The organism is Paracoccus sp. (in: a-proteobacteria) (assembly GCF_046462195.1).
Classification (GTDB): Bacteria; Pseudomonadota; Alphaproteobacteria; order Rhodobacterales; family Rhodobacteraceae; genus Paracoccus.
On the sequence record NZ_JBKGUN010000019.1, the window covers coordinates 1 to 16,959 of the forward strand.

Consider the following 16,959-nt stretch of genomic DNA (forward strand, 5'->3'; position numbering starts at 1 on the left):
GGCGGCGAGCCTCCGCAGCTCATAGTGGAGGATTCCGCCCGCGCGGAAATATTCGAGCTCGTTGTAGGTGTCGATGCGGCAGCGGGCGGTGAAGGCGAACTCGCGGCCATCGTCCTTGCGCACCTGCACTTCGACATCCTGCCGCGGCTTCAATTCACCGATGCGGGTGATGGTATATTTTTCGCGGCCGTCGAGCCCGAGGCTTTCGGCGGTGTCGCCTGCATTGAACTGCAGTGGGAGCACGCCCATTCCGACCAGGTTCGAGCGGTGGATACGCTCGAAGCTTTCGGCGATGACCGCCTTGACGCCCAGCAGGTTCGTGCCCTTGGCCGCCCAGTCCCGGCTGGAGCCCGCACCATACTCGATGCCGCCGATGACGACCAGGGCCGTCCCCTGTTCGGCATAGGACATCGCCGCGTCATAGATCGCCGACTGGTTGCCGCCGGCGTCCTTGGAATAGCCGCCCTCGACCCCGTCCAGCATCTCGTTCTTGATGCGAATGTTGGCAAAGGTGCCGCGCATCATGATCTCGTGGTTGCCGCGGCGCGAACCGTAACTGTTGAAATCGCGCGGTGCCACCTGACGCTCGGTCAGGTACTGACCCGCGGGAGTGGTCGGCTTGAACGACCCTGCGGGCGAGATGTGATCCGTCGTGATCATGTCGCCCAGGAGCGCCAGGACGCGGGCGCCCTTGACGTCGCTGATCGTGCCCGGCTGCTGCGACATGCCCTGGAAGTAAGGCGGGTTCTGGATATAGGTCGAGGAGGCCGGCCAGTCATAGGTCTCGCTGTCGGTGATCTCGACACCCTGCCAACGCTCGTCTCCCTTGAAGACGTCGGCGTATTTGGCCTGGAACATCTCGCGCGTGACGATGCGGTCGACAAGGTCCGACACTTCCTTGGAGGTCGGCCAGATGTCCTTGAGGAACACCGGCTTACCTTCGGGCGTATGGGCCAATGGCTCGGTGGTCAGGTCGATGTTCATGTCACCCGCCAGCGCATAGGCCACCACCAGCGGGGGCGAGGCCAGGTAATTCGCGCGCACGTCGGGCGAGATGCGCCCTTCGAAGTTGCGGTTGCCCGACAGGACGGACACGGCCACCAGGTCGTTGTCGTTGATCGCCTGCGAGATCTCGGGCTGCAAGGGGCCCGAGTTGCCGATGCAGGTGGTGCAGCCAAAGCCCACAAGGTTGAAGCCCAGGGCGTCCAGGTCCTCCTGGAGGCCGGCGGCCTTCAGGTATTCCTCGACCACCTGCGAACCGGGCGCCAGCGAGGTCTTGACCCAAGGCTTGCGGGTCAGGCCTAGAGCACGGGCCTTGCGCGCCACGAGACCCGCTGCCATCAGCACGTAAGGGTTCGAGGTGTTGGTGCAGGAGGTGATCGAAGCAATCACCACCGAACCGTCACGCAGCCTGTAATCTTCGCCCTCGACAGCGGCGCTGTTCAGATGGCCATGGTCGCCGCCCGGGATTTCGGCACGGTCGGGAGAGGGCGAGCCCGCTTCGGCCGTCATCTTGGCCTTTTCGGCGGCAGGCACGCTGGCGGCAGGGCGCACGCCCTTGATGTATTCGCCAAAGGCACGGGCCGAGTCGGTCAGCGGCACGTGATCCTGCGGGCGCTTGGGACCCGAGATCGCGGGCACCACGGTGCTCTGGTCCAGTTCCAGCGTCGAGGAATAGACCGGCGCGTAATCCGCCGTCCGCCAGAAGCCGTTTTCCTTGGCATAGGCTTCGACCAAGGCGATGCGGTCCTCTTCGCGGCCGGTCTGGCGCAGATAGCGCAGGGTCTCGTCATCGATCGGGAAGAAGCCGCAGGTCGCGCCATATTCCGGCGCCATGTTGGCGATCGTGGCGCGGTCGGCCAGCGGCATGTTGTCCAGGCCTTCGCCATAGAACTCGACGAACTTGCCCACGACGCCATGCTTGCGCAGCATCTGCACGACCTTCAGCACGAGGTCGGTGGCGGTCACGCCCTCGGTCAGCGCGCCGGTGATCTTAAAGCCCACGACCTCCGGGATCAGCATCGAGATCGGCTGGCCCAGCATCGCGGCCTCGGCCTCGATCCCGCCCACGCCCCAGCCCAGCACGGCCAGGCCGTTGACCATGGTCGTGTGGCTGTCCGTGCCGACCAGCGTGTCGGGATAGGCGACAGTCTTGCCCGACTGGTCGGTGTCGGTCCAGACGGTCTGGGCCAGGTATTCCAGGTTCACCTGGTGGCAGATGCCGGTGCCGGGCGGCACCACGCGGAAGTTGTTGAACGCCTTCTGACCCCATTTCAGGAACGTGTAACGCTCCATGTTGCGCTCGTACTCCAGCTCGACATTGCGCTGAAAGGCGCGGGGGGTGCCGAATTCGTCGATCATGACCGAATGGTCGATGACCAGGTCCACCGGGTTCAGCGGGTTGATCTTTTGCGGATCGCCACCCAGCGCCTTGATGCCGTCTCGCATCGCGGCCAGGTCGACCACGGCCGGAACGCCGGTAAAATCCTGCATCAGCACGCGGGCCGGACGATAGGCGATCTCGCGCGGGTTCTTGCCGCCCAGCGTCGCCCACTCGGCAAAGGCCTTGATGTCGTCCAGCGACACCGTGTGGCCGTCATCCTCGAAGCGCAGCATGTTTTCCAGCACGACCTTCAGCGCGGCCGGCAGTTTTGAGAAGTCGCCAAGCCCTGCCTCGGTGGCGGCGGCGATGGAGTAATAGTCGACCTCCTGACCGCCGGCGCTCAGCGTCCGGCGCGTCTTGGCGGTGTCGGTTCCTGTCTGGATGGGCATCAGGGCCTCCCTGTCTGCAACTGTGGATGGGTCGGACATGCGTGCCCCTGCTTTGCCCCATCGGGGGCAGCATCGCAAGGGCGCCGCATCAGATTGTATGCAATCGCATACCATGACGCGCCGGAAAGCTCAAGCCTGTTGCCGCACAGGCACGTGCGCTTTCGGGTGGCAGGGTTGACGAAGCGTTGATTTGGCCTTGCCCGGCCGGGGCGGGTAACACCATGCAGGTGAGACATGACGGGGAACAAAGCATGGCGGTCTGGCCAGGTCCGGGGCTGAACAGGGCGGGACGCTTCTGCATGCCCCCCGGAGGAGCGATCCGGACTGCCGGGCACGGTTCCTGCAGAACCGGGGACTTGCACCGTGCCGCGGTGGCGGTTCTGGCTGCCACGTGGCTGGCGGTTGCGCCGGTGGATGCCCATGCGCAGGATTTTCCCGGAGCCGATGCGCCGGGGGGCCTGGTGGACATGTCCGGTTCAGGACCTGCCGATCCCGGTGCCGATATATTCGCTGGCGATGCCGCGCCCGACACAGCCGGGGCGCCCGTCATTCCGGCCCCCGAGGATGCCGGCCGCATGGCTCCCTCGGCTTCGAGCCTTGTCGAATCAGGCGGCATCGGCAGCTTTCCCTTGCTGGATGTCGCCCCGCCAATCACGCCGGATCTTGCCCTGAACATCATTCCCGTCGTGGTCGAACTGTTCACGTCACAGGGATGTTCATCCTGCCCGCCGGCAGACGGGATGCTGACCATGCTGACAGGCCAGGCCGATATCCTCCCCTTGTCCTATCATGTCGATTACTGGGATTATCTTGGTTGGGCCGACAGCTTTGCCCGGCCCGAATTCACCGAACGCCAAGGCGCCTATGCCCATGCCGTCGGGGAACGGTCGGTCTACACGCCTCAGATGATCGTGGACGGGCAGGAAACGGCGGTGGCACCCGGACCCGCGCAGTTGATGGGTCTGATCGACGCCCGCCGCTATGCCCCTGCCTTGATCAGCGTGCAGCGCGACCGGACCGAACAGGGTGAAACGATCGAGTTGCAGCCCCTTTCCGATCTGGGAGGGCAGGTCGAGATCGTGCTGGTTCGCTATGTTCCCGAACGGCAGGTGGAGTTGAGTGCGGGCGAGAACCGCGGCAAGACCGTGACATACAGCAATGTGGTCCTGTCGCTGGATCGGCTGTCCCAATGGGACGGGCACAACGCCCTGCGGCTGAACGTCCGGGGAGAGCACGTCGAAAACGCGAGCTTTCCGGACGATACCCGCCATGCACTGCTGGTTCAGAAGATGCTGGGAAAAAAGCAGTTGCCGGGGTCGATCCTGGCTGCCATCCGGCTGGACTGAACCGCCTCTGGACTCTTGCACGTCGTGCAGGTTGCGGTCATGTGGCAGGCATGGGGAACCTTGTCATAGAACTCTCGGGGACCGAGCAGGGCGCGCGGCTGGCCTCCATCCTGGCCATCACCGCAGCCTTTCTGCATGCCGTCTTCGGGGCGCTCCAAAAGGGCCGTCACGATCCGTGGATCAGCCGGGCGGCGATCGACCTCAGCTATGGGCTGATGGCCCTGCCGGTGGCGCTGTTCCTGGTGCCATGGCCCGACAAGGGACTGTGGCCGGTGTTGCTGGGGGCAATGCTGATCCATGTCGCCTACAAGGTGGCGCAGGCGCTGACCTATCAGCGCGGCGCTTATACCGTCGTTTATCCCGTCGTGCGCGGCAGCGCCCCGTTGTTCGCCGTCCTGGCCGCGATGCTGGTCTTTGACGAACGGTTCAACAGCATCCAGTGGGCGGGGCTGGCGCTGCTGGTGGGCAGCATCTTTGGCTTGGCGGCGAATAGCCTGCGGAAGCTGGAGGTCGGACGCGACACGCTGGTGCCTGCACTGGCTTGGGCGAGCATTACGGGCGCATTGGTCGCGATCTATACGACCTATGACGCCTGGGGCATCCGGCTGGCCGCCGATCCCTTCACTTTTCTGGCATGGTTCTTCGTGCTTGACGGCATCTTCATGCCGTTGTGGTCCCTGCGCCGTCTTGTGACCCTTCCCCGGACCGAGATCCTGCCCTTGGCCACACGTGGCGTGATAGGGGCATTGGTGGCCTTTGCCAGCTTCGGCTCGGTCATGCTGGCCACGCGTCTGGACGAGGTGGGTCGGGCGGCAGTCCTGAGGGAAACCTCGACCGTGTTTGCCGCCCTTGTGGGCTGGGTGATCCTGGGCGAAAAGGTGGGGGCGCGGCGCGTCGTGCTGATGGCATTGATCGCAGCCGGTGCGGTGATCGTGGAATTCGCCGCCTGAAGGGTGGCAACGGAAAAGGCAGAGGCATGGAAAACACCAAACCCTGGGTCAAGCCGGCGCTGGAATTCGGACCGCTGATCCTGTTCTTCGCGGTCTTCATGCTTTATCGCGGGCAGGATGTCGTCCTGTGGGGGCAGACCTACAGCGGCTTCATCCTGGCGACGCTGGCATTCATTCCCGCGCAGATCATCAGCACCCTGATCCAGTGGCGGCTGTCGGGCAAGCTGGCGCCGATGCAGGTGGCGACGCTGGTCCTGGTCATCGTCTTCGGGGGGATGTCGGTCTGGCTGAACGACCCGCGCTTCTTCAAGCTGAAGCCGACGCTGATCTATCTCCTGTTCGCGGGCATTCTGGGCACCGGCCTGGCGCTGCGCCGCAACTGGCTGGGCGCGGTGCTGTCGGAAACACTGCCGCTGGATGCGGAAGGCTGGCGCAAGCTGACGCTTCGCATGGTGGTGTTCTTTGTTCTGCTGGCCGTCGCGAACGAGATGGTCTGGCGCAACCTGTCCGACACCACCTGGGTTTACTTCAAGACATTTGGCCTGCCGGTCCTGTTGTTCGCATTCCTGCTGGGCAATGCGGGCCTTTATCGTGCCCATGCGCTGCCTGAAAAGGAAAACGGCGACGATCTGCGCTGACGGCTTCAAGTCCGCAAAACCCCCAGCGCCTGCGGTCGGGCCAGCAAACGTGACCACCGCGGCTGCGTCCGCTGAGGCAGGTGATGGCGCAAAAGCCCCAAGGGCAGCGCCCAGGGATAGCATAGCGCAGCGCGGTAGAAATCGAACAATCCTGCCCGAAGATAGGGCGTCCAGTGCGACAACAGGCGTGCACGGCGGTCGGTCGGAAAGCCCAGATCCGCCAGTGCGTCCAGCGTCGCCCCGTCATCGATCTGCATGTCGGCCCAATTGCTGCGCTGCCGTTCCAGCCCCAGACCGAGCGCGCGGCGGCGGCCTTGCGCCAGCCATTGTTCCAGAACGAAATCGAACAGGTCGTTCTCGCGTGCGGTGATGTTCAGGACCTCGGCTCCCTGGGCGCCGGGGCGGTCCAGTGCAGCTGCTGCCTGACACCGGAACTCGGCCGCATTCAGCAGAACGACCCGGCCCACTGCGCCGGGCAGGGCGGTGGCCATGACCTGCAGGGCGACCCGCCCGCCCAGGGAATGACCGATCAGTCCCACCGGTCGGCCTGCCTGTTGCGACAGGTCCGACACCAGCCTTCCAAGGGCGGCACCGACCGAACCGGCACGATCATAGGCGGCGCCGAGGCGTCCACGCGCTTCCCACCCGTAAGCGATCGCCAGCCCTTCGCCGGGCGTTCCCGTAAAGCCCAACGCCCGTGGCCAAGAGGCGACATGGGGCAGATCCACCGGGGACAGGATGTCGCCATGCGGGCAGTGCAGGGGGTGGCGGGGTGAATAACGGTACCCGTGCAGCATCACCACGATGGGAGCCCCGTGTGGCAGGCGGGCAGCCTTGCGCAGCAGGGGTTGCGGAACCACTTCGTCAGCGTTGACCTGCACGACCGCCATTCTGCACCCTTGTCGCCGCCCCGTCAGGGGCGTGCCTAGTCCAAGGGTGCAACAGCAGAATGAAGAACCTGTTAAGGCAACGTGACATGGCAACACGTTCCCAACAGACAGCCTGCGCCGGTCCTTTATCTGCACCGGTTTCGACAATGTTGGACAATGGCCGCCGCCCTGCCGGTGGATGACCGTTTGATCCTCGGGACAGGGCGCGGTCAAGGCCTCGTCCGGTCTCCCCTTCAGCCATGCTTCATACGCTTCGGGACAAACGGATGGCAGGCATCCATTCCGATGGACCGCTCATGCAAGGGGATCTGGGCATGTTGTGATTATCGAACCGGTCAGCAGCGAGTACCGCGTTTCGCTCTGAAGGGCATCATGTGTGGCCAGATGCAAAAGGAGAACGGGCAGTTGCCTTCAAACCTGCCTCCGGAGCAGACTTGAAGCCCTTGGCCCCAGAGCGCTGCCGGCACGATCAAGCAGCGGCGCAGCTGGAAGACTCCGCTCAGGTATTCCACACAGGCGGCCAGTCGTTGCGAGTGTTACTGATGCCTAGCGTCATTGGCTGGCCGCGCCATGCCGACACCTGCAGCATCGCGAACCCCAGCGGTTGCTTCAAGAATATGGGCCGTTCCGGGCAGCCGCTTGATCGGGCATGACCCTTTAGAGGGATGGCCGTCTGTGGTCGGGCCTTGCCTGAATAATCATTGGCCGGTGCAGGCAGGAACAACCTGCGCGTTGCTTTGGCAAGGATGTGCCTGGCGTAAAGATCGCAAACGGGGCCATTCCGGCATCGCGCGCCGAGGCCGGAAATCGCCGCAAAGGATGAGCTGTCGTTTTCGGCATTGAAATTTCCGTGTGCGACCCTCTATGGTGAGGGGATGCGCCGGACAGCCTCAACCTTGGGTTGCCTTGTGCCGACAGTTTCGCAGCGCGGCCCCACTGATCCCGACCCGACAGGTCGGCAAGGCACGGGCCACGCGGAAAACCCGCCTCTTGGTTGCGCCGCCCGATCGGGACTGCGCCCGGGGGTGCCGACAGACAGCGGCCCGGCCGGCCATGTGGCACCGGGTCATTCGAAGGAACAGACGCGATGACGCGCGCTTTGGACGGCAGACTTCAGAACAGGCGGGCCATGGGCGTCGCCGGTTGCGAAGTCTTCGACGGTGACGCGCCCGTGTCCTCATCACACCGCAGACCGAACCCGGGAATGCCGCTGGCTCCGCCCGGGCAACGGCTGCGCGAAAGACATATCAATGGCAATGAAAATGCTGATCGATGCCACCCATGCCGAGGAAACTCGGGTGGTCGTGGTCGACGGAACAAAGGTCGAGGAATTTGATTTCGAGACCGTCAACAAGCGTCAGCTGTCGGGGAACATCTACCTCGCCAAGGTGACGCGGGTCGAACCTTCGCTGCAGGCGGCTTTCGTGGATTACGGCGGAAACCGCCATGGCTTTCTGGCCTTCGCGGAGATCCACCCTGATTATTACCAGATTCCGGCTGCCGACCGCGAGGCCTTGATGGCCGAAGAGCGCGCCGATGCCGAGGCTCAGGATGCCGAGGACGAGCGCAGCAGCCGCCGCAAGCCTGCACGCGCCGAAGCCGCCGCGCGCGATGACGAAGCGGTCGCGGATGACGACGCCGAAGGCCAGGATGCCTCCGACAAGGACGACGAGATCGAATCGGTCGCCGAAGAGGACGTGACCGAAGAGGTCCGCGCGCCCCGCAAGCCCCGGGCCCGTCGCTACAAGATCCAGGAAGTGATCAAGGTCCGCCAGATCATGCTGGTCCAGGTGGTCAAGGAAGAGCGGGGCAACAAGGGCGCCGCGCTGACCACCTATCTGTCGCTTCCTGGACGTTACTGCGTCCTGATGCCCAACACCGCACGTGGTGGCGGGATCAGCCGCAAGATCACCAATGCGGCCGACCGCAAGAAGCTGAAGGACATCGCGAACGAGCTGGAGGTGCCCAAGGGCGCCGGCCTGATCATCCGCACCGCCGGCAGCCAGCGGACCCGGACCGAGATCCGCCGTGACTATGAATACCTGCTGCGCTTGTGGGAGCAGATCCGCGACCTGACCTTCAAGTCGATCGCGCCTGCGCCGATCTATGAAGAAGGCGACCTGATCAAGCGCAACATCCGCGATCTGTATTCCGCCGACATCGACGAGGTCCTGGTGGAGGGCGAGCGCGGATACCGCGTTGCCAAGGACTTCATGAAGATGATCATGCCGTCCCATTCCCGGAACGTGACGCATTATGTCGATCAGATGCCGCTGTTCGCGCGCTTCCAGGTGGAAAGCTATCTCGCCGGCATGTTCAACCCGGTCGTGCAGCTGAAGTCGGGCGGTTACATCGTCATCGGCGTGACCGAGGCTCTGGTGGCCATCGACGTGAACTCGGGACGGGCCACCAAGGAAGGTTCGATCGAGGAAACGGCGCTCAAGACCAATCTCGAGGCGGCCGACGAGGTGGCGCGCCAACTGCGCCTGCGGGATCTTGCTGGCCTTATCGTCATCGACTTCATCGACATGGACGAGCGCAGGAACAACGTTGCCGTCGAGAAGCGGATGAAGGAACGGCTGAAATCCGACCGCGCCCGCATCCAGATCGGCCGCATCTCGGGCTTTGGCCTGATGGAGATGTCACGCCAGCGCCTGCGTCCCGGCATGCTGGAATCCACGACGCAGCCCTGCGCGCATTGCCACGGCACCGGCCTGATCCGCAGCGATGACAGCCTGGCGCTGACCATCCTGCGCGCCATCGAGGAAGAGGGCACCCGCAAGCGGTCGCGAGAGGTGCTGGTCAAGGCACCCGTCGCTGTAGCCAACTTCCTGATGAATGCGAAGCGGGAGCATGTGGCGGGTATCGAGGCGCGTTATGGCATGTCCGTGCGTGTCGAGGCCGACCCGGCACTCGTTTCGCCCGATTATGCGATCGAGAAGTTCAAGACCGCGACACGCGTCGTGCCCGAACCCTCGCAGGTGCCGCTTGGGGTCAATGCCGACCTGATGGCCAGCATCGATGACGAGGACGAGATCGACGAGGTCGAGAAACTGGACGAGGTTCCTGTGGTGGCGCAAGCCGCCGAAGCCCCTGATTCGGCAGCCGAGGCAGCCGAGACCGAGGCCTCTGCGACCGAAGAGGACGAGGGAGAAGGCGAGGGCGGACGTACGCGCCGCCGCCGCAGGCGTCGTCGGCGGAAGTCGGGTGAGCGTGCCGAGGGCGCCGAACAGGACGAGAGCGCCGAAGCGCGTGACGAAGGTTCGGACGACGTGGAAGAACAGGACGAGCCCATCGCGGAAGCACCCGTCGAGGCACCGGCCGATGCAGCCGATGGCGCAGGTTCGGGCCGCTCTCGCTCGCGGTCCCGTTCACGGTCGCGCAAATCGGCCGATGGCGATACCGAAGCGCTGCCCGAGGTGGTCGATCTGGCCGACAGTGCCGAGGATGGGCGCGCCGACGCGCTACCGGGTTTGAACGCCGCTCCGGTGTCGGTCCAAGCCGTTGTCACTCCCACCGATGGTCCTCAGGGCGATCTGGAAGCCGCGGAAGCTCTGGCGAATACCCCGGTCGAGGCGATTGCCGAAGCGCTGGTCGAGTCATCGGCCGCGCCGGTTGCCGACGCCGGAGTTGATCGTCAGGTTGACGAACAGCCCTCCGCGCCTGCGGAACCTGATGCGCCAGCCGATGCGGCTGAAGACCAGCCCGCGCATCACTCCGAAGCGGTTGCAGCCGATATCTCGGTGCAGGAGGTGCCCCAGCCGGCCAACCAGCCCGAACCGGCGCTGGAGCAGCCGCAGCCCAAGCGCCGCGGTTGGTGGTCCGGCCGTTGAGGCTTTGACCGGACTTTGAAAGGGGCGCGGTGTGGACACCGCGCCCCTTTTCCATCTGTTCCACGAAGGCGTGACGCCTTGGCCCCTGTCCTTCGCGCTTCACCGCGTTAAGCTGCGGGCCATGTTGGGAATCGAACTCGCCACTGCCGCCTTCCTGCCCGCCGCCTTTGTGGCGCTGCTCGCGGGAATCCTGTCCTTCCTGTCACCCTGCGTGCTGCCCATCGTGCCGCCTTACCTGGCCTATATGACCGGGGTGGGCGTGAACGGCCTCAAGACCCGCGAGCGCAGTGCCGTGTTGCCCGCCTTGTTCTTTGTCATGGGCCTGTCGACCGTGTTTCTGGTCATGGGCCTCGCAGCCTCGGCCTTCGGGCGGGCCTTTCTGCAGTATCAGGACATCCTGGCGCGCGTCGCGGGCGTGATGGTCGTCATCATGGGCCTGCATTTCCTGCATGTCATCCGCATCCCGATCCTGGATCACGAGGCACGGATGGATGCCGGCAAACAGGATGGCGGCGCGTTCGGGGCCTATGTACTGGGCCTGGCCTTTGCATTCGGTTGGACGCCCTGTATCGGGCCGCAGCTGGGGATGATCCTGTCATTGGCCGCCACGGGAGGGGAACTGTCACGCGGCACGGCCCTTCTTGCCATTTATGCGCTGGGCCTCGGCATCCCGTTTCTTCTGGCAGCGATCTTCATCAACCGGGCGATTGGCCTGATGAACCGCATCAAGCCTTGGCTGAAAACGATCGAGCGGGTCATGGGCGCGCTTCTGGTGGCAGTGGGGGTGATGCTGCTGACCGGCGCCTTCTCAACCTTCAGCTTCTGGTTGCTGGAAACCTTCCCGGCTCTTGCGGCGCTGGGCTGAAGTCCAAAAGGGCGCAAACGGCAAGCCCCCTGCGGGGTCGGGAACCTGCGTGCCTCGAAAACGGAATCTTTTGTGGCGCGAAGGCAACATTCGCGCTATCCTCTTCTTCAGATCCGGGAAAAACCGGACAGGACAGAGGCAGTGACGGCGGTATTTCCATGACCGAGATGGTCTTTGGCGCGGCGCCCGTACGGGCGGGCGACCCGATTCTTCCACGTTGGTGGCGGACCTTGGACAAGTGGGCGCTGGCCTGCGTGATCGGGTTGTTCGCCATGGGTCTGCTGCTGGGGCTGGCCGCCTCGGTGCCGCTGGCCGAAAAGAACAACCTCCCGCGCTTTTACTATGTGCAGCGCCAAGCGGTCTTTGGCGGATTGGCGCTGGTCGTGATGCTGATCATCTCGATGCTGCCGCCGCGCCAGATCCGGCGCATCGGCGTTCTGGGTTTTGCGCTGGCCTTCCTGATGATCCTGGCATTGCCCATCATCGGCACGGACTTCGGCAAGGGGGCAACGCGCTGGCTGTCGCTCGGCTTTGTCTCGGTCCAGCCGTCCGAGTTCCTGAAACCCGGCTTTGTCGCGCTCTGCGCTTGGTTCATGGCGGCCAGCTTCGAGATCGGCGGCCCGCCGGGCAAACTGTATTCCTTCCTGACAACAGTTATCATTGTCCTCCTGCTGGCCTTGCAGCCTGACTTCGGGCAGGCATCGCTGGTGCTGTTTTCCTGGCTGGTGATGTATTTCGTGGCCGGGGCGGCGATGCTGCTGCTGCTGTGCGTAGCGGGGCTGACGCTGGTGGGAGGGATGTTTGCTTATGGCGCCTCCGAGCACTTTGCCCGCCGCATCAACGGCTTTCTTTCGCCCGAGATCGATCCCCGGACCCAGATCGGCTATGCCACCAACGCAATCCAGGAGGGCGGCTTTTTCGGGGTCGGTGTGGGCGAGGGTTCGGTGAAGTGGTCACTGCCGGACGCGCATACTGACTTCATCATTGCCGTTGCGGCCGAAGAATACGGGCTGGTGATGGTGCTGGCCATCATCCTTCTCTACTGCACGATCGTCACCCGGTCGCTGCTGCGCCTGCTGCGCGAGCGTGATCCTTTTGCGCGCATTGCCGGAACGGGCCTGGCCTGCGCCTTTGGCGTGCAGGCGCTGATCAACATGGGTGTTGCGGTGCGCCTGCTGCCTGCCAAGGGCATGACGCTGCCCTTTGTCAGCTATGGCGGGTCGTCCGTCATCGCTTCGGGGATCGCAGCTGGGATGCTGCTGGCCCTGACCCGGACCCGTCCGCAGGGCGAATTCGCCGAAATCCTGCGCCGGGGCCGCTGATGTCCGGCCCCCTTGCGCTGATCGCCGCCGGAGGAACCGGCGGCCACATGTTTCCCGCCCAGGCCTTGGCCGAATTGCTGCTGGCGCAGGGTTGGCGGGTCAAGCTGTCCACCGATGAACGGGGCGCGCGCTATGCCGGCGGCTTTCCTGCCGCGGTCGAGCGTCAGGTCGTCAGTTCGGCCACAACGGCGCGCGGCGGCCTGGTGGGCAAGGCGGTTGCCCCTTTCCGGATCGCTTCGGGCGTTCTGGCCGCACGCCGGGCCTTCCGCCGTGACCGTCCTGCGGTGGTGATCGGCTTTGGCGGCTATCCAACGATCCCCGCGATGTCGGCGGCGCTGTCCATGCGTCTGCCGCGCATGATCCACGAACAGAACGGCGTGATGGGTCGGGTGAACCGCCTCTTTGCAGGACGCGTCCAGCGCGTGGCCTGCGGCATCTGGCCGACCGACCTGCCGGCTGGAGTGGACGGCACCCATACCGGCAACCCGGTGCGCGCGGCCGTTCTGGACCGCGCCGCCCATCCTTATGCCGCCCCGGCCGAAGGGCCGCTGCATCTGCTGGTCATCGGCGGCAGCCAAGGCGCGCGCGTCCTGTCGGATATCGTGCCCGCTGCTGTTGCCGCACTGCCCCAAGAATTGCGCAGCCGCCTGCGCGTCAGCCACCAGGCCCGGTCCGAGGACGGCCCGCGCGTGACGGATGCTTATGCGGCTGCCGGCATCACGGCTGAGGTCCAGCCGTTCTTTGCAGATGTTCCCGACCGCATCGCGCAGGCGCAGCTGGTGATCAGCCGATCGGGCGCCTCGTCTCTGGCCGATATCACAGTGATCGGGCGGCCTTCGATTCTGATCCCTTTTGCCGCCGCCGCGGGCGATCACCAGACCGCCAACGCGCAGGCATTGGCCGACGTCGGGGCGGCCCATATCCATCCCGAATCCGTGCTTGACGCGGAAAGTCTCACGCGCGACATCCGCGCGATCCTGACCGATCCCGCGCAGGCCATGGCCATGGCCCAGGCTGCGCTGACCCTGGCCCGGCCCGACGCGGCGCGGCGCCTTTACGACCTCGTCGAGGAGATTGTGCGATGAACGCAGCGACGAAACTGCCCGGTGAGCTGGGTCCCATCCACTTTGTGGGCATCGGCGGCATCGGCATGTCCGGCATTGCCGAGGTGTTGCTGACACTGGGCTACCGCGTTCAGGGCAGCGATCTCAAGCGGTCCAAGATCACCGACCGCCTGGAAACCCTGGGTGCCACCGTCTTCGAAGGTCAGCATGCCGAAAACGTGCGCGGCGCCGGCGTCATCGTCATCTCGACCGCGATCAAGAAGGGCAACCCCGAGCTGGAGGAAGCGCGTCTTCGCGGCATGCCGGTGGTCCGCCGCGCCGAGATGCTGGCGGAACTGATGCGCATGAAGTCGAACATCGCCATCGCCGGGACCCATGGCAAGACCACGACCACCACGATGGTCGCCACATTGCTGGATGCGGGCGGTCTGGATCCGACCGTCATCAACGGCGGCGTGATCCATGCCTATGGCTCGAACGCGCGCGCCGGAGCGGGCGAGTGGATGGTGGTCGAGGCCGATGAATCCGACGGCAGCTTCAACCGCCTGCCCGCCGACATCGCCATCGTCACCAACATCGACCCCGAGCACATGGAGCACTGGGGCAGCTTTGACGCCCTGCGGCAGGGCTTCTACAACTTTGCCTCGGGCATTCCCTTCTATGGCCTTGCGGTCTGCTGCACCGATCACCCCGAGGTGCAGGCGCTGGTGGGGCGGCTGACCGACCGCCGTGTGGTGACCTTTGGCTTCAACGCGCAGGCTGATGTGCGCGCGATGAACCTGCGCTACGAGAACGGCATCGCCCATTTCGACATCGCCCTTCAGGGCGAAGGGCCGACCGAGACCGGCGACCTGAGCATGATCGAAGGCTGCAGCCTGCCTATGCCAGGCGATCACAACGTCTCGAACGCGCTGTCCGCCGTGGCCGTCGCCCGTCATCTGGGCATCAAGAAGGCCGAGATCCGCGACGCATTGGCCAAGTTCGGCGGCGTCAGCCGTCGCTTCACCCGTGTGGGCACCGTCAACGGCGTGACCGTCATCGACGATTACGGCCACCATCCGGTCGAGATCGCGGCCGTGCTGAAGGCTGCGCGCCAGGCCGGCAGCGGCCGCGTCATCGCCGTTCATCAGCCGCATCGATATTCGCGCCTTTCCTCGCTTTTCGAGGATTTCTGCTCCTGCTTCAACGAGGCGGACGTTGTCGCCATCGCCGAGGTCTATGCAGCGGGCGAGGACCCGATTCCCGGCGCCTCGCGCGATGATCTGGTTGCGGGACTGATTGCCCATGGCCACCGTCACGCCCGTGCCATCCTGTCCGAGGATGATCTGGAACGACTGGTTCGCGAACAGGCACGGCCGGGCGACATGGTGGTCTGCCTGGGGGCAGGCACCATCTCGACCTGGGCCATCGCCCTTCCGGCGCGCCTGCAGGGTCAGGCTGCGTGACGGGCCTGCCGCCCGTGCAGGGGGTGACGGCCCCCTTTGTGCTTCCCATCACGCTGCCGCCGGGTCTGGTCCTGTCGCAGCCGGTGGCGGCACTGGTGCTGGCGGGTGGCTGGCTGTGTCTTGCCTGGTGGTTGCCGCGGCTGCCCTTTCGCTGGCGTCGGCATCTGTTGGCCGGGCTGGTGGTGCTGGGCGTACCGATCCTGGGCTGGCTGACGCTTCTCTGGGGACCGGGGCTGGGTGTGCTTGGATTGGGACTGGGGCTGGGGCTGCTGCTGAGCCGCCAACGGGTCCGCCGCGGTGCCTCCGTCCCTTCGGCGGCGGGCCCCGAGGGGCAGGCGTGAACCACTGGATCATTGCGGCCATGTGCTGTGCGGGTGCGGGCTTTGTCGCGTGGGGGGCCGCGCGCCTGCAATTGCGCTGGCCGCTGCTGGCGCTGTCGCTGCTCTTGTCCGCCATCGCGGCACAGCTTTTCCTTGCCGTCCAGGGGCGCGAAGGGTTTCATGACCTTGCGGCCATCGTGGCGCAAAGCTTCACCACGGCTCCTGCGCTGCTGGGTCTTCTCGCGGGCCTCGCTCTAGCCCGGTTGCGCGGTTACGGCATCCGCTGGCGCAGCGGGGCAGGGCTGCTGACTGCCGGTGCGCTGTTGGCGGCGGCGGGCTTGATCGCGGCCACCTTCGTGATCTGACGCGGCGGGCAAGGGCGCCGCGCTGGCGGTCCTTGCCTTGGTTGACGACCCTGCTGCCGCTGGATACGACAGCGGACATGAGCCTGACCCTTCCCACCCCGCGCGGCAGCCTGATCCCCGACCGTCCCCTGGACAGCCTGACTTGGCTGCGGGTCGGAGGACCGGCCGACTGGCTGTTCCAGCCTGCCGATGATGACGACCTGGCCACTTTTCTGGGCGAACTGCCGCCCGCCGTGTCCGTCTTTCCCATGGGTGTCGGCAGCAACCTGATCGTGCGCGACGGCGGGATCCGGGGCATCGTGATCCGGCTTGGCCGCGCCTTCAACACGGTCGAGATCGACGGCGACGTCGTCACCGCAGGTGCCGCCGCGCTGGACGCGCAGGTGGCGCGAAGGGCGGCCGATGCAGGACTGGACCTGACCTTTCTGCGCACGATCCCCGGCAGCATCGGCGGGGCTGTCCGGATGAACGCAGGTTGCTATGGCAGCTATGTCGCCGATCATCTGATCGATGCACAGGCTGTGACCCGCGAGGGGCAACAGGTGACACTGACGGCAGATGATCTCGGCTTCGGCTATCGCCACTCGGAACTGCCCGAAGGGTGGGTGCTGACCCGTGCCCGTTTCCGCGCCGGTGCCGGCGACCCCGATGTGCTGCACAGCCGGATGGCGGACCAGATCGCCCGCCGCGATGCCAGCCAGCCCACGCGCGAACGCAGCGCGGGATCGACCTTTCGCAACCCGGCAGGCTTCAGTTCGACCGGACAGGCGGATGACACGCACGACCTCAAGGCATGGGCGCTGATCGACCGTGCGGGTCTTCGCGGGCACAGCTGGGGCGGTGCGCAGATGTCGGAAAAGCATCCGAATTTCCTGCTGAACACCGGAGGCGCCACCGCCGCCGAACTGGAAGCCTTGGGCGAATTGGTCCGGCGTCGTGTTCTGGAAGACAGCGGTCATGACCTGCAATGGGAGGTCGTGCGCGTCGGCGACCCCGCCCTCGAGGCCGACTGACGCAAACGGCGGCATTTCGCACAACATTTGGGTCCCATCAACCAAAAGGCGCTTTTGCGGTTCGCCCTTTGCTTGTATCCTGTCACCCATGACGCGGCCATCCAAGGCTGCGCAGGACGGATCAAGTCCGGATCAA

Annotated in this window: 13 protein-coding genes; 11 read left to right on the forward strand and 2 right to left on the reverse strand. The window is 65.2% G+C overall.

Annotated elements, in window-relative coordinates; translation table 11 throughout:
- Positions 1 to 2,772 (reverse strand): aconitate hydratase AcnA (acnA, locus tag ACLHHB_RS01265; RefSeq protein WP_410216466.1); only part of this gene is annotated, 2,772 nt, incomplete at its 3' end.
- 356 nt (positions 2,773 to 3,128) lie between these two features.
- Between acnA and ACLHHB_RS01270 the strand changes: the two genes are divergently transcribed.
- The 3 genes from ACLHHB_RS01270 to ACLHHB_RS01280 are packed head-to-tail and all read left to right on the forward strand — an operon-like array spanning position 3,129 to position 5,706.
- A complete protein-coding gene (locus ACLHHB_RS01270) occupies positions 3,129 to 4,118 on the forward strand; it encodes a DUF1223 domain-containing protein (protein WP_410216467.1) in 990 nt (329 codons plus the stop codon).
- A gap of 50 nt (positions 4,119 to 4,168) precedes the next feature.
- Positions 4,169 to 5,068, forward strand: coding sequence for an EamA family transporter (locus ACLHHB_RS01275; RefSeq protein WP_410216468.1), 900 nt, complete (start codon positions 4,169 to 4,171; stop codon positions 5,066 to 5,068).
- 26 nt (positions 5,069 to 5,094) lie between these two features.
- On the forward strand, positions 5,095 to 5,706 hold the full coding sequence (locus tag ACLHHB_RS01280) for an inner membrane-spanning protein YciB (protein ID WP_410216469.1): 612 nt from the start codon (positions 5,095 to 5,097) through the stop codon (positions 5,704 to 5,706).
- 5 nt (positions 5,707 to 5,711) lie between these two features.
- Here ACLHHB_RS01280 and ACLHHB_RS01285 read toward each other — a convergent pair whose 3' ends face one another.
- The gene (locus ACLHHB_RS01285; protein WP_410216470.1) at positions 5,712 to 6,596 is read right to left on the reverse strand and encodes a hypothetical protein; all 885 of its coding nucleotides are present in this window, start codon (positions 6,594 to 6,596) and stop codon (positions 5,712 to 5,714) included.
- A 1,250-nt stretch (positions 6,597 to 7,846) separates the two neighbouring features.
- Here ACLHHB_RS01285 and ACLHHB_RS01290 point away from each other — a divergent pair.
- The 8 genes from ACLHHB_RS01290 (at position 7,847) to murB (ending at position 16,823) form a co-directional block, all read left to right on the forward strand.
- Entirely contained in the window at positions 7,847 to 10,429 is a 2,583-nt protein-coding gene (locus ACLHHB_RS01290) for a ribonuclease E/G (RefSeq protein ID WP_410216471.1), read from the forward strand.
- Between the two features lie 121 nt (positions 10,430 to 10,550).
- On the forward strand, positions 10,551 to 11,294 hold the full coding sequence (locus tag ACLHHB_RS01295) for a cytochrome c biogenesis CcdA family protein (RefSeq protein WP_410216494.1): 744 nt from the start codon (positions 10,551 to 10,553) through the stop codon (positions 11,292 to 11,294).
- Positions 11,295 to 11,452: 158 nt separating this feature from the next.
- Complete coding sequence (gene ftsW, locus ACLHHB_RS01300) at positions 11,453 to 12,616, forward strand: putative lipid II flippase FtsW (RefSeq protein WP_410216472.1); 1,164 nt, start codon at positions 11,453 to 11,455, stop codon at positions 12,614 to 12,616.
- Positions 12,616 to 13,701: a UDP-N-acetylglucosamine--N-acetylmuramyl-(pentapeptide) pyrophosphoryl-undecaprenol N-acetylglucosamine transferase gene (locus ACLHHB_RS01305; protein WP_410216473.1), complete on the forward strand. Its 1,086-nt coding sequence runs from the start codon at positions 12,616 to 12,618 to the stop codon at positions 13,699 to 13,701. The genes ftsW and ACLHHB_RS01305 overlap by 1 nt, the downstream gene beginning before the upstream one ends.
- On the forward strand, positions 13,698 to 15,125 hold the full coding sequence (gene murC, locus ACLHHB_RS01310; RefSeq protein WP_410216474.1) for a UDP-N-acetylmuramate--L-alanine ligase: 1,428 nt from the start codon (positions 13,698 to 13,700) through the stop codon (positions 15,123 to 15,125). Before ACLHHB_RS01305 ends, murC begins: the two co-directional genes overlap by 4 nt.
- Complete coding sequence (locus ACLHHB_RS01315; protein ID WP_410216475.1) at positions 15,122 to 15,466, forward strand: DUF2484 family protein; 345 nt, start codon at positions 15,122 to 15,124, stop codon at positions 15,464 to 15,466. The genes murC and ACLHHB_RS01315 overlap by 4 nt, the downstream gene beginning before the upstream one ends.
- Positions 15,463 to 15,810 carry a hypothetical protein gene (locus ACLHHB_RS01320; RefSeq protein ID WP_410216476.1) on the forward strand — a complete coding sequence of 116 codons (348 nt, stop codon included), beginning with the start codon at positions 15,463 to 15,465 and terminating at the stop codon, positions 15,808 to 15,810. Before ACLHHB_RS01315 ends, ACLHHB_RS01320 begins: the two co-directional genes overlap by 4 nt.
- A 77-nt stretch (positions 15,811 to 15,887) precedes the next feature.
- Complete coding sequence (murB, locus tag ACLHHB_RS01325; protein WP_410216477.1) at positions 15,888 to 16,823, forward strand: UDP-N-acetylmuramate dehydrogenase; 936 nt, start codon at positions 15,888 to 15,890, stop codon at positions 16,821 to 16,823.
- Positions 16,824 to 16,959 lie beyond the last annotated feature (136 nt).

Excerpts from the sequence above, each read along its gene's own strand:
- ACLHHB_RS01275 (WP_410216468.1), top strand. The coding sequence starts at position 4,169 with ATGGGGAACCTTGTCATAGAACTCTCGGGGACCGAGCAGGGCGCGCGG.
- ACLHHB_RS01280 (WP_410216469.1), top strand. The coding sequence starts at position 5,095 with ATGGAAAACACCAAACCCTGGGTCAAGCCGGCGCTGGAATTCGGACCG.
- ACLHHB_RS01285 (WP_410216470.1), bottom strand. The coding sequence starts at position 6,596 with ATGGCGGTCGTGCAGGTCAACGCTGACGAAGTGGTTCCGCAACCCCTG.
- ACLHHB_RS01290 (WP_410216471.1), top strand. The coding sequence starts at position 7,847 with ATGGCAATGAAAATGCTGATCGATGCCACCCATGCCGAGGAAACTCGG.
- ACLHHB_RS01295 (WP_410216494.1), top strand. The coding sequence starts at position 10,551 with ATGTTGGGAATCGAACTCGCCACTGCCGCCTTCCTGCCCGCCGCCTTT.
- ftsW (WP_410216472.1), top strand. The coding sequence starts at position 11,453 with ATGACCGAGATGGTCTTTGGCGCGGCGCCCGTACGGGCGGGCGACCCG.
- ACLHHB_RS01305 (WP_410216473.1), top strand. The coding sequence starts at position 12,616 with ATGTCCGGCCCCCTTGCGCTGATCGCCGCCGGAGGAACCGGCGGCCAC.
- murC (WP_410216474.1), top strand. The coding sequence starts at position 13,698 with ATGAACGCAGCGACGAAACTGCCCGGTGAGCTGGGTCCCATCCACTTT.
- murB (WP_410216477.1), top strand. The coding sequence starts at position 15,888 with ATGAGCCTGACCCTTCCCACCCCGCGCGGCAGCCTGATCCCCGACCGT.